10 protein-coding genes are annotated in these 13,234 nt (G+C 38.6%); 5 read left to right on the forward strand and 5 right to left on the reverse strand.

Going from position 1 to position 13,234, the window contains the following annotated elements; all coding sequences use genetic code 11:
- Positions 1 to 3 precede the first annotated feature (3 nt).
- The 4 genes from CXF89_RS09640 to ndk all read right to left on the reverse strand — a co-directional run bounded on the left by CXF89_RS09640 (position 4) and on the right by ndk (position 4,564).
- On the reverse strand, positions 4 to 873 hold the full coding sequence (locus CXF89_RS09640; RefSeq protein WP_101216262.1) for a RodZ domain-containing protein: 870 nt from the start codon (positions 871 to 873) through the stop codon (positions 4 to 6).
- On the reverse strand, positions 870 to 2,708 hold the full coding sequence (pilW, locus tag CXF89_RS09645; RefSeq protein WP_121954478.1) for a type IV pilus biogenesis/stability protein PilW: 1,839 nt from the start codon (positions 2,706 to 2,708) through the stop codon (positions 870 to 872). The genes CXF89_RS09640 and pilW overlap by 4 nt, the downstream gene beginning before the upstream one ends.
- Positions 2,709 to 2,834: 126 nt before the next feature.
- Positions 2,835 to 3,965, reverse strand: coding sequence for a dual-specificity RNA methyltransferase RlmN (locus CXF89_RS09650; protein ID WP_007583420.1), 1,131 nt, complete (start codon positions 3,963 to 3,965; stop codon positions 2,835 to 2,837).
- Between the two features lie 167 nt (positions 3,966 to 4,132).
- Positions 4,133 to 4,564, reverse strand: a complete 432-nt coding sequence (ndk, locus tag CXF89_RS09655; protein WP_007377442.1) for a nucleoside-diphosphate kinase — start codon at positions 4,562 to 4,564, stop codon at positions 4,133 to 4,135.
- A gap of 279 nt (positions 4,565 to 4,843) precedes the next feature.
- On the opposite strand from ndk, the gene yegQ reads away from it, so the two are divergent.
- On the forward strand, positions 4,844 to 6,229 hold the full coding sequence (yegQ, locus tag CXF89_RS09660) for a prephenate-dependent tRNA uridine(34) hydroxylase TrhP (RefSeq protein WP_121954479.1): 1,386 nt from the start codon (positions 4,844 to 4,846) through the stop codon (positions 6,227 to 6,229).
- Between the two features lie 258 nt (positions 6,230 to 6,487).
- Positions 6,488 to 7,360, forward strand: a complete 873-nt coding sequence (locus tag CXF89_RS09665; RefSeq protein WP_121954480.1) for a DMT family transporter — start codon at positions 6,488 to 6,490, stop codon at positions 7,358 to 7,360.
- A gap of 44 nt (positions 7,361 to 7,404) precedes the next feature.
- Here the strand turns inward: CXF89_RS09665 and CXF89_RS09670 are convergent, their stop codons facing one another.
- Complete coding sequence (locus CXF89_RS09670) at positions 7,405 to 8,298, reverse strand: LysR family transcriptional regulator (RefSeq protein WP_121954481.1); 894 nt, start codon at positions 8,296 to 8,298, stop codon at positions 7,405 to 7,407.
- Between the two features lie 217 nt (positions 8,299 to 8,515).
- On the opposite strand from CXF89_RS09670, the gene CXF89_RS09675 reads away from it, so the two are divergent.
- The 3 genes from CXF89_RS09675 to CXF89_RS09685 all read left to right on the forward strand — a co-directional run bounded on the left by CXF89_RS09675 (position 8,516) and on the right by CXF89_RS09685 (position 13,011).
- Positions 8,516 to 8,764 carry a YfhL family 4Fe-4S dicluster ferredoxin gene (locus CXF89_RS09675; protein WP_010554958.1) on the forward strand — a complete coding sequence of 83 codons (249 nt, stop codon included), beginning with the start codon at positions 8,516 to 8,518 and terminating at the stop codon, positions 8,762 to 8,764.
- Between the two features lie 214 nt (positions 8,765 to 8,978).
- Positions 8,979 to 9,677, forward strand: a complete 699-nt coding sequence (locus tag CXF89_RS09680) for a metallophosphoesterase (RefSeq protein WP_121954482.1) — start codon at positions 8,979 to 8,981, stop codon at positions 9,675 to 9,677.
- A gap of 412 nt (positions 9,678 to 10,089) precedes the next feature.
- A complete protein-coding gene (locus CXF89_RS09685; RefSeq protein ID WP_121954483.1) occupies positions 10,090 to 13,011 on the forward strand; it encodes a TonB-dependent receptor in 2,922 nt (973 codons plus the stop codon).
- Positions 13,012 to 13,234 lie beyond the last annotated feature (223 nt).

Consider the following 13,234-nt stretch of genomic DNA (forward strand, 5'->3'; position numbering starts at 1 on the left):
CGACTACTCTGCTAGTGGTAATGTAAATTTGGCTAAACGGTTTTGAGGAAATGCAGAAACATCTACAGGTTCACCGTTTAAAGTAATGTCTACAGCGTCATGCTTACCAAGCACAACTGAAAAAGGAGGCGTACCGCTTACGGTCATAATGTAGCCTGCTTTTTTAACGCCGAATGCTATTTTTTCGCCTTCGCCGTCGTAAATTTCAACCCAACTTTCGCCATTAAAGTTCATGACAATTGTACTGCTAGCATCTTCTTGACTTGCGCTGTTAGAAGCAATAGGAGCCGTTTCTTTAACTATTTCTGGGCTTGTTGATGTTTCACTAGACGTGCTTTGTGATTCTAATAATGATTCATCGTCAATTTCGGCTTGTTGCTGTTGCTCTGAGATACTGGGTTGAGCGGCTTGGCGCTCGCTCATTTTTGAGTTGGCAACGTTTATGTTACTTGTTTGCTCTTCAATAGGTGTCGCGTTTTGCCAAAACCATAAAGCAGATGAGCCAATAACAATCGCTAAAATTAAATAGCTAAAAAACATTAAACGACTGTCGTTTGCTTCTTTTTCTGTACGGCGTGAAAAACTCTGCATATTAGCGGGTTTAGCCGGCTCTGGTGGGGCTGGCATCATTGCTAAAATAGGTGCGCTATCTACTTTTAATTCACGGCAATAGTTTTTTATATAGCCTTTAACAAAAGTAATAGGGCCGAGTAATGTAAATTCATCATTTTCAAGGCGTTTAATTTGAAGTTCAGACAGCTTTAACGGTGCAGCAATAGTCGCTATGCTAACGTTCGCTTGTTCTCTGTGATTTTTTAATATCTGGCCTACAGTTGGCTGTTCGCTCTGTGTTTGCGTATTTTCTTCATTCATAATGTGTATGAGTCTGGATCCACTAGTAAAAGTTTGTGCCCTGGTTTTAGTGCTATATCAGGACTTAATTTATTCCATCGCATTAATTCATCAATTAATACATGCCGCTGGGTAGCTATATCGTAAAGGGAATCACCAGCTTTAATTTCGTAATAAATATTTGGATCGTTTAGGTATATTTTACTTCCATTCATTACCCGATCCGACTGTTTTAGACCATTCCATTGCAGGAGCTTTTGTAGTTTAACATTGTATCGCACCGAAATGCTAAATAGGTTTTCGCCAACAGCAATTACGTGAAATGGCACGCGTAAAGGCGATACTTTAGGGTTAAGCATTGGGAGCTCTGTTTTTTGTACTGCTTCGTAACTTTTAAATTCAATATCTGCATCATTTTGATAGCTGCTATTTTCAAATACAGTTGTATTTTTAGTCGCTTCGTAGAATACCACGTCACTACTATTTTTTTGAGCGGTAACTGCAGGAACTGAATTACTATAGTTACTAGTTTGTTGCGAATTAAACTGGCCTGTTTTAGGTGCGCCAAACGAAATTATTGTAACTTCGTCATCAGCTTTAGTTGGTTGCTTTGCTGCTATAGCTTCTTTTTGAGGTTCGTAAACGGGCTTAGCTTTTTTAGGTGCAGCTACTACGGAATCTGCAGAGTCGTGCTCAGTAGTAAGTGCGAGCATAACAGCCGATGTATCGGTAGGTTTGCTTGGCGCGACGACTTTAGGAACTTCTTCTTTTTGAGTTGTTATTTGTTTTGCTATTACGGTTGCTTCGTCGGCTTGCTTACTGACCGTGTTTTGTACCGCCTTAGCTTGCTTTTCTCTTACTATAACTGGATTTACATCTTGGTTATTTGCTGTTGCGAGCTTTTTATCTGTTTTTTGTTCGTTGTTTGTTACCAAGCTTGTTGAACCGTCTTGTGGTGAACGTTTCTTTCTGATTACTTTTATTTTTGGTTTTGAACTAACGTGCGCGCCGCTTTCGTCATTTTTTAGTTCTTTTAACTGCGCTTTGCGGTATTTTTCTCGCAGTATTTCAAACTCATTAAAACGTGTTCTTTTCTCTTTTAATGCATAGGCTTCGTTACTGCTAGAGTAAGTTTGTAAAATAGTGCTGGAAATTTTTTCAGCCTCTTCTATTCTGCCCATTCTGTTTTTTACAAGGTAGCTAAGCATTAATGCGCGAGAAGATACTCGACCTGTGCTTTCGTAGCGTTTTAAAAGTTCACTGGCTTTGTATAAGTCACTTTTTGCGTAATACAGCGCTGCTAAACTAATTAACGTAGATGTACGCTGAGAGCTGTGATTAAGTGCCTGTTGAAAGTAACTTTCTGCATTTTCAAAATCATCAAATTCAATAGCACACAAGGCTAAATTTTCGTAACTTTCGGCAACGCGAATATAACTTGGTACTTCAATGGCTTTTAAAAATTGATCAGTTGCACGATCGTATTCATCAATACCACATAAAAACACGCCGTAGTTATTAAGGGTATTAGGATCGTCAGGCTTTATTTCGAGTGCTTTTTGGTAGGCTTTATCAGCTAGCGGGTTTTCGCCTACTTGTTGATAGTAATAAGCAAGAGAGTAATGTACTTCAGGTAGGTCAGGGGCAAATGCAGCTGCACGTTCTAAATTGTATTTGGCTTGAGAGTTATTACCCGTTTTTAAATACTGTAGGGCTAAAGCAATTCGTGTTCGTGCTGCGCCAGTATTATTAATTTTATTTTCGACGACGGGCTTATTACTGCCGTTATAACTACTTTCGCTAACACAGCCACTTAAGGCAAGTGTTGATAGTGTTATAGCAAGTATAGATCGCATTACCTTATCTCTTTATTTTTAGTCCATGGCGCCTATCTTACCTAAAACCTTTGTTGTTGCATCATTTATTTAAAAATAAACAACTTAACCACCCTACATGACTAATTAACATAGGGTGGTTACAGATTATGCTTGGTGGATATTAACGCTAATTGCGTTATCGTCACGCATTTTCTTTTTAGCTAAACGTTTGGTACGGTCAACTACATCACCTACTAACTGTCCGCAAGCGGCGTCAATATCGTCACCGCGAGTACGACGCACAATACAGGTAACGCCTGCTGCTTGTAATACTTTTGAAAAACGGTCAATACGGCTATTGCTTGAGCGCGTGTATTCATTACCCGGGAACGGGTTAAACGGAATAAGGTTTACCTTACAAGGTGTGCCTTTTAACGTTTGCACTAATGCATGCGCCTGATCGGTGCTGTCGTTAATACCGTTAAGCATCACGTATTCAACCGTTACATCTTTATTTGCTTTTGAGCCATCGATATAACGACGACACGAGGCTAAAAATTCTTCAATAGGGTACTTTTTATTAACTGGCACTAAAATGTCACGCAGTGCGTTATCTGGTGCGTGAAGTGATATAGCCAGTGCTACGTCAATTTTCTCTTTTAGTAAATCAAGTGCAGGTACAACGCCTGAAGTACTTAATGTTACGCGGCGCTTAGATAAACCAAAGCCCCAATCGTCCATCATTAGTTCCATTGCTGGCACTACGTTTTTAAGATTAAGTAAAGGCTCGCCCATACCCATCATTACAACGTTAGTTACTGGGCGCTTTTCGCTATGACCATCAAGGCCTATATCTTTAGCTACACGCCAAACTTGACCAATAATTTCAGATACTTTTAAGTTACGGTTAAAGCCTTGTTGAGCAGTAGAACAAAAAGTACATTCAAGAGCACAACCCACTTGTGATGATACACATAACGTAGCGCGCTCTTTTTCAGGGATCCAAACGGCTTCTACTTCTTGGCCGCCTTCCAGAATAAGTGCGTACTTAATAGTACCGTCGCTTGCTTGTTGGCGAACGGTAATTTCTGGCGCTACAATTTCGCACTCAGCTTTAAGTTTTTCTTTAAGCTTTTTGTTTACGTTGCTCATATCGTCGAAGTTATCTACGCCAAAATGATAAATCCATTTCATCACCTGGTCACTACGAAACGGCTTTTCACCGAACGATGCAAATAGCTCGCGCATTGCTTCTCGGTTTAAATCTAATAAGTTAATCTTTTTTTGCTCGGTCATGAAACAACCTCAATCGGTGACGGTGGAGATAAAATTTACGAGGACGAATTGTACACAATTCACTCACTTTAATCATTAAGTAAAACATCATGAGTTTCTGATTAATACTTTACGTAATGACTAAAAAAGGGCCCGAAAGCCCTTTTCAATATGTTAACGAATTCGAATTAACGAGTACGTGAACAAAGCTCTTCGTCAGCGAAGAAGTAAGCAATTTCGCGAGCAGCAGATTCAACAGCGTCAGAACCGTGAACAGCATTTTCGTCGATGCTATCAGCGTAGTCTGCACGTAAAGTACCAGCTAGTGCTTCAGCAGGGTTAGTAGCACCCATGATTTCACGGTTTTTAAGAACAGCGTTTTCGCCTTCAAGAACTGTAACCATTACTGGACCAGATGTCATGAAAGATACTAAAGCACCGAAGAAAGGACGTTCGCTATGTTCAGCGTAGAAACCTTCAGCTTTCTCTTGTGAAAGGTGAACCATTTTAGCTGCAACGATTTTAAGGCCAGCAGATTCGAAACGGTTGTAGATAGCGCCAATGTGGTTTTTAGCAACTGCATCAGGTTTTACGATTGAAAAAGTACGTTCTAAAGCCATCTTTATGCTCCAATAATTTTAAGTAAAAGTGTGAATATTAACGGGCGCGAATTATACGCGTTTTAAGTGAAAAATCCTAATTTTATTAAAAACCAGTTTGGTCGCCGTTTTGTGATCTCGATCAAATACAAATTATTGACCGCATTTATACTGCCGCGCTTCTGTTTACTTATTTGTTAATGACTAATCTGAATTCTGCTTGGGATAGATTTATTTTTCGGAGTTTAGGTTAACTACTTATGCAACTGGCTTAAACCCAGTTTGATGTATGGAGCGCACATGTCACCCGTTATTTCTTCAATGCCTTTTATTCCTGAATTACTATGCCCCGCAGGCAGTTTAAAAAACATGCGCTACGCTTTTGCTTATGGCGCAGATGCGGTTTATGCAGGGCAGCCTCGCTATAGTTTGCGTGTGCGCAATAATGAGTTTGACCTAGATACTCTGCAAGTAGGAATTAGTGAAGCGCATGCGCAAAATAAAAAGTTTTATGTGGTGTCTAATATTGCACCGCACAACGCTAAAGTTAAATCGTATTTACGTGATATAGAACCGGTTATTGCGATGAAACCCGATGCGCTAATTATGTCAGACCCTGGTTTAATTATGCTGGTTCGTAAAAAATGGCCGACTATGCCGGTTCATCTATCAGTGCAGGCAAATGCAGTTAACTACGCAAGCGTGCAATTTTGGGCAAAACAGGGGATTGAACGTGTTATTTTATCACGGGAGCTGTCGCTCGAAGAAATAACCGAAATACGCACACTCTGCCCAGACACCGAACTTGAAGTGTTTGTACATGGTGCGCTTTGTATGGCGTATTCGGGGCGTTGTTTACTCTCTGGTTATATAAACAAGCGCGATCCAAATCAAGGGACGTGTACTAATGCATGTCGTTGGGATTACGATGTAAAACCTGGTGTTGAGAACGAAACCGGCGAAATGGTGCATAAAATTGACCCCAAACAGGTGATTCCAACACTAGGTGAAGGCGCGCCAAGCAAAGATGTATTTATGCTAGAGGAACAAGGTCGCCCTGGTGAGTATATGCCTGCGTTTGAGGATGAACACGGCACGTATATTATGAACTCAAAAGATTTACGCGCTGTGCAATACGTAGAGCAGTTAACAAAAATGGGTGTACATAGTTTAAAAATAGAAGGGCGTACTAAGTCATTTTATTATGTAGCGCGCACAGCACAAGTTTATCGCAAAGCAATAGACGACGCAGCTTCGGGTAAACCATTTGATACTAACTTATTTAAAACACTCGAAAACCTAGCACATCGGGGCTATACCGAAGGTTTTTTAAAACGCCATGCTCATCAAGATTATCAAAACTACGAGTATGGTCATTCGGTATCAACTAAGCAGCAATTTGTAGGTGAAGTACTTGGGCGCGACGAAAATGGCTTAGTTGAAATTGACGTTAAAAATAAATTTTGTACAGGCCACTCCTTAGAGCTTATGACACCACAAGGTAACATTACTTTTAAGCTTGAATATATGGAAAACAAAAAGGGTGAAATTATTAGCGATGCTAAGGGCTCTGGTCACATTGTAAAAATATCGCTAGATGAAGGCATTAACTTAGCGCACGCTATTTTAATGCGTAACCTTGATGAGCATCAAGATACTCGTAATCCATTTAAACAACCTAGTTAGCCTCTTCAGTAACTGCTCAAAGCTATTTTATTACCTTACATAATTTATGGAGTGGAGCTGAGCAGTTATGCCTATGACGCCCTTTACGAAAATTGCCTACCTGCATTTATGTAAATGCCATTTATGAAACCTATATTGCCAGTAATGCTTATTTATAAAATTTAAAAAGTAAATATACTAGTCTTACAAATTTAACACGTGTTGTTAAAGCACTCAGCACAGTTACTCTATTGTTGTTTTTAAAGGAATCATTTTAGTATGTGGATAATTTTTGCATTACTCGCAACCGTATTTTTTGGTGCTCGAGGGATAATGTACCAATGGACGTCGCAAAAAAAGATTAACCGTAATCTATTATTATTCGGTGTTTTTTTTGTAGGGTTCATAATCAGCGCGTTAGGTACTGTAATATTTGAACATACATGGTACGGCTGGGAAGATATTACGGTTGGGCTCGCTTTAGGTTTTGGATCTTTTGCGGCTAATGGGTTTTTGCACAAAGGGTTTTCGGTTGGGAAAGCGTCTTTAATTAGCATCCTGTCGGGGTTAACGCCTTTATTTGTACTTTTATTTGCCTTTTTATTATGGCAAGAAACCTTAACTGTTATTCAATTAATCGGCTTTTTTATTATTTTTGGCGGCCTTTATATTATTCGCTACTCCAGCGATATCTCATTAAGTAATTTACAAGGCGCGCAATGGGGATTACTCGCGGCACTGTCTTTTGCATTTAATGATTTAATGGGGAAGCAATCAACGCTTCTTGAGGCTGATACGTTTGCAACTTTAACGTCTATGTTTGGTTTTGGTAGCTTTCTTTTTGCCGTTAGTTGGTTAGTAAAGCGTAAAAAAATGCTAGCAGAGCAAGGCTCTTCTCAAGCGTATTGGTCTGCCGGTAAAACATTTTCGTGCGGGTTACTTATTGGTTTAACAAATGTAGCTGGCATGGTTGCAATAATATCGGCTTTTGCTATTGGTAATACAGGGCTAGTTTCAGCGATTTCAGGTATGAATATTTTAATTATTTTGTTGTATTCACGCATCGTTCTAAAAGAGTCTTTTACACGCCAAGAAGTTATAGGATTAACAACGGCATTTTTAGGTGTAATTGTACTAAGGCTTAGTTTTTAAAAGATGAATTAGCTTAATTACTTTGCTGTGAAAAGCCTACACTGCTACATTTTAGTGAAGTGTTGCAGTGTATGCTCTATCAGTAATCGCACTCGATAAGGGATTTGTTTTCTGTCGCGATAAAGCATAGAAAATGGCTGCCCTTTGCTTTGCCAATCAGGAAGAATGTGTTTAAGCTTTCCGGCTTTAATAAGTGGTAATGCTATATAATCAGGGATGTAGCTAATACCCACACCAGACTCAACTGCTTGTTTCATCATTTGAATTTCATCAACTTCCAATCGAACATGTGTGTTTGGGTTGAAGCTATATTCCTCGTTCGTGTGCTGATTTTTTAATTGCCACGGTACCAACCCAACGCACGTAACTTTTGGGTGATCTTCTAATTGCTTAGGATGAGTGATGGATTGATAATCATGATTTAAGTGAGTACATAATATATTGTGAGTAAGCTTAAGCTCCCTAATAACCCAATTATCAATGGCAGGATTTCTTACTCTAAACGCTATATCAATCCCTTCTTTTTCAATATCAATAAGGTTATTTGAAAAGCGTAAATCTAGTTGAATATCGGGATACTGCAGTAAAAAATTACAAAAAATAGCACTTAAAAAATGTTTACCCATGTAAATGGGTGCGCAGATCCTAATTTTCCCTTTAGGTTGGTCTTTCTCATCACAAAGTGCTTGCTCTATACACTCTACTTTATCGAACAGTTTACGATAGCGATCGTAATATAACTCGCCAGTATGCGTAAGTGTAACTCGATGGGCATCTCGATTTAGTAACGTTAATTGAAGTGCTTGCTCTAATAAACGTATTCTACGGCTCAAAGTTGATAGTGACATATCAAGGCTTATTGATGCTTTTTTAAAGCTACCTAATTTTACTATGGTGCAAAAGTAACGTAAATCATCGAGAGAATAATTAGCTGCCATCAGAACTACTTTATTGTTTAGGATATAGGCAATATTAACAGCGACGCTTTAAAATTTCATTAGAGAAGCCAGAAGTTTTTATTGATAAAGATCAACAAAGAAAAAGTCAATAAAATGCATAATTTAACGCTGTTAATCATATAATTTAAAATAAAGCAGTAAATGCTCTATTTTTTCATTTTTTGTTTTATAGGACTTTAATTAGAAAGGCTAAAAAGTGGCTCTACTCATAAATAGTAAATGCATTAACTGCGATATGTGTGACCCAGAGTGCCCTAATGAGGCTATTTATATGGGCGCGAAGATATACCAAATAGATGCGAATAAATGTACTGAGTGTGTAGGGCATTATGATAAACCTACTTGTGTAAGTGTATGCCCTATTGACTGTATAAAGCCCGATCCTAATAAGCGTGAAAGTTTAGATGAGCTGGCTGATAAGTTTGTGCTGCTAACGAACTTATAACTTGTTCAGGTATTTTGCTAAGCCGCTTTTTACTATTGGCTAAAAACTATCTACATTACTTATTTAGCTTGTAGTTAAAGTCCGCTGTCATACATTTTTAGTTTCAATCAAATCTTATTACCTTCATTAATTATCAATTATATTGTGTTACCTTAAGGCTTTATAAACTCAAGTATTAATCTAAGTTTTAGATTGCATTCTATAGGAGTCTATTTTGCATATAGGTATTAACGCTATTCAGGCTGTATCTTCAAAGCAAGCCATATTTATTAATGATGAGTGCCGAGTATTTGTAATTGGCGATCTTGATGGTGATTTACCTGCCTTAAAAAGCGCACTTAATAACGTAAATTTTAACCCTGAAAGAGATACTTTGTTTTGCCTAGGCGACTTTGTTGATCGCGGGGATAAAACATATGACTTATTTACACACTTACAAGCCATTAGGGCATGTATGATATTAGGTAATCATGAGCATTTAATGTTGGAATCATTATTAAGTAATGATGAAGCGGCTTTTAAATTATGGACTGACAATGGTGGCAATTGGCACAAGTCGGTATCGAGTGAAAAGCTCAATGTTATGTGCGATGAGTTACTAACTAAACCTCTTTCAATAGTACTTGAATATCGCGGTTATAAAATTGGGTTGTCTCATACATTTGCCCAATCGTGGGATTGGGAAAATTACCCTGATGATAAATCGGTGATTGTGCAATCTCTATTGTGGGATCGCGAAGTAGTTAAACAAAATAAGGTAGTTAAAAGTCATGGAGTCGACTTTTCAATACATGGACATAACTCAACTAAAGCACCTTTCTGGGTGGGTAATAGCTATCATATAGATACCAATTATTATGGTGGAAAGCCGACATTACTCGAGCTTTCAGAGGTTATTGCTACGCTTGATTAACCAAGCGCTATTTAGCAATTGTTACTTCTTTCAAATATCATCCGGCAGTTTTGCTTTTTAAAGTATAAACTGCTGACTACCTCATCTAATCATCCCCTTCGTTTTTTGTATACACTTTATGATGATTTTTGCACTGTAATTATTTCATTAAGCTATTAAATACCACAAAGCCGCTCTTAGTTTGTTAATTGAGAGCGGATTTGATGTGTGGGCTGGGTTTTAACTTTCATTTAATAGGTATAAATACAGTTAAAAGAGACGTTTATTTAATTTAATATTTTTGGTTAACAAACGGTTAAGTTTGGCTGTGTAGAATTGGGAACAATTTTTGCCATTACGTGAATAATTTGCGTAAAAGGACTAACTTCTCGCTTTAGTTTTATGAGCAGATTTAAATGGAACAGCCTCTCACATGATAGTAGCAAGCATATACCCTTTTCCTTTTTCAACGTTTTGTAAGTCATCACTTTATATATCAATTTTTTCTACTTTGGGTTCTACGTATGCTTTTGCAGCGCAAGAAAACTCGCAGCACACAAAAGATATAGAAGTAATAGAAGTACGTGGTATCCGTTCAAGCATGGCCGAAAACTTAGATGTAAAACGTATGTCTGGCTCTGTGGTTGATGCAATTACCGCGGAAGACATTGGAAAATTCCCTGATAAAAACGTTGCGGACTCTCTTCAGCGTGTACCTGGTGTGGTAATTGAGCGTGATGGTGGGGAAGGTTCATCAGTCAGTATTCGTGGTTTGTCGTCGGCGCTAACTTTTACACAGCTTAATGGTAATTTTATTGCGTCTTCTCCGGGAGAGCCTTCGCGTTCGTTTGATTATGCTTTGTTACCGTCTTCGATGATTGAAAGTGTAGAAGTTTATAAATCGCCAGAGGCACGCTTAGATGAAGGAGGGGTTGGTGGTACTGTATTAATGCATAGCCGAAAGCCTTTGAGTATGGATGCAAACTCAGGTGTATTTAATGTAGAGAGTACTTACGCTGATGTTACAAAAGAGTACGAACCGCAGTTTACGGGTTTGTATTCATGGAAAAATGACGACGAAAACGTTGGTGTATTAGTTGGCTATACGTATCAGGAGCGAACAAACAGAACACTTTCGGGCGGAACTGATGCAAATATATGGCGCTATACTGGTACTGGGCAACCTACAGATATAAACGGTAACGCAGTTGATAACAATAATGGGTGGGATACTATTAATGATGCAAACGGCAACAGTTACGATGGTGTTTGGTTTCCACAAGTTGTGCGAGGTTCAGTTCTTAACGAAAAACGTGAGCGCGAAGGAATTCAAGTTAGTACGCAATGGCGACCAACAAATCGTTTAGAGCTTGGCTTTAATTATTTTGGTTTTACACTTGGGCAAGACAGAACAGAATCTGTGATTGATATACCTGAGTGGTCTTTAAATCCTGATTTTTTAACGGATGTAAACCTTGATGAGTCGGGCGCTATTGTTACTGGTATGCAATACAATGCGATGGCAAGGGGTATTGAGAGTGATATGCAGTTTCCGTGGATGCGCGGCAGTTATGTACGTGAAGAATCCACCTCCGATACCTTTGATTTTAATTTAACTTATGAAGGCGATAATTTTAAAGCGCGTTTTGTTGTGGGTAATACAAAATCAGAAGGGGGGCCGGAAGAAAGCTGGGAAGCTGCATATAAAAGTTCAAACGCGGGCGAAAACGCCACTGCTATTCAAAATGCTGCTCAAATGGCAGGCTGGTCACTCAACCAAAATAATGTATCACTTAATATTGACCCTAATACACTAGCTAACTTGCAAAGTGGAATTGGAGGCGGTCGTGATGCGGGCTCTTCAAACTCAAGTTTTGTACGCAGTGAGTTAGAAGAAGATTATTACCAAGCTGATGTGGATCTTTATGTTGATTGGGGCTTTTTAAAAACAATTAGAACCGGTGTCAAATATCGTAACTCCACGCTTCATCGTGAAACTGGCAATACCTTCTTTTTAGATCCTAATTTTGATATTGCTGCGGGCGAAGCAAGCGAGCAAGGTATTACGCGTTTCGACAGCTACCAATGGAATGGTGGAATGCCATTAGCTCAAAATGTATTTACTAGTGAGAGTAATATTGTTGGTGGTTTTGATATAAACCAAATGCCAAGTATCGACTGGGATAAATATCGCGATATGGTCACTGCTAGCTATGTACCTTATACACGTATTGAAGATAACTTTGTTTACGACATTGAAGAGAAAATATCTGCTTTTTATATTCAAGGCGATTTTGAGTTTAGTGAAGTAAGAGGTAATTTGGGCGTGCGTGTTGTGCAAACAAAAACACTTACTTCATCTACTGACTTATATACCTACCAATTAGATCACACAAATGACGAAACAGGCGAGCCAGTAACTGGTGACGCACGCTTTGTAGAAGACCATCAATTAGTCACTCAGCAAAACGAAGACACTCAAATACTACCAAGCTTTAATATAGCGTGGGATGCAACTGACGATTTAGTTATTCGTGGGGCAATAGCAAAAGTAATGTCTCGTCCTGATTACAGCGATTTAGGTGCGCAGCAGCGTATTACGTTCGTATCGGATGAATGGGCAAATGATAGAGCTGCATTTAATGAACAGCCAGGTTTTAGCGGTAGTGGTGGTAATAAAAACTTGAAGCCATTTGAATCGGTGCAAGCTGATTTATCTATTGAGTATTATTATGCAAAGGGTTCTGCGGTTGGATTGGCACTTTTTCATAAGAAAGTAGATAACTTTGTTGTGCCACTGATAATAGATGCAGAGCAAAACTTTGCCGGTAAAAATAATATAGTAGATGCAGGAACCATTAATATAGCTCCGTACAGTACTGTAGGTAATGGTACCGATGCAGTATCTAAAGGCGCGGAAGTATTTATCCAGCATGCATTTGATAATGGCTTTGGTTTTTATGCAAACTACACCTATAACAAAACCAATAAAGCAGATGTAACAGTAAATGGTGAAGAGTTTGGTCAGTCGGCATTAATAGGCAGTGCAAAGTATCAGTACAACACCTCTGTTTATTATGAAGGTGACGCTTTTAATGTGCGCGCTTCATATAACAAACGAGGGGAGACAGTATTAGGCCTTAATAGTGGTTTAAATGTATATCAAGATCCGTACGAGCAAGTTGATGTTAATGCATCGGTTAATTTGTATGAAGGGCTAAGCTTAACAGCTGCTGTTATTAATTTAACTAAGTCGGAATCGGTAACGCGTTTAGGTGATGATACAGATGCACGATTACTTAACTCAAGCTATTCAGGGCGACGCTATTACGCAGGCTTTAATTATAGTTTTTAATTAACTGCATACGTAATACTTTATTAAACGCCAACTAAAAAATGTAGTTGGCTTAGCCTAACAGCACCTAATATTGTAGTTTTATGTATGCACATAGTTTAACTGCTCATATGTTGGTGGTTTAATAGGCAAAAAAAGCCCCACAGCCCTCTATTTGTATAGCTTTCATACTAAATTCATTTAATTGTCAAAAAGCTGAAATAAAACATTGACCCCCGCTCGA

The organism is Pseudoalteromonas sp. MelDa3 (genome assembly GCF_002863625.1).
Taxonomy (GTDB): Bacteria; Pseudomonadota; Gammaproteobacteria; order Enterobacterales; family Alteromonadaceae; genus Pseudoalteromonas; species Pseudoalteromonas arctica.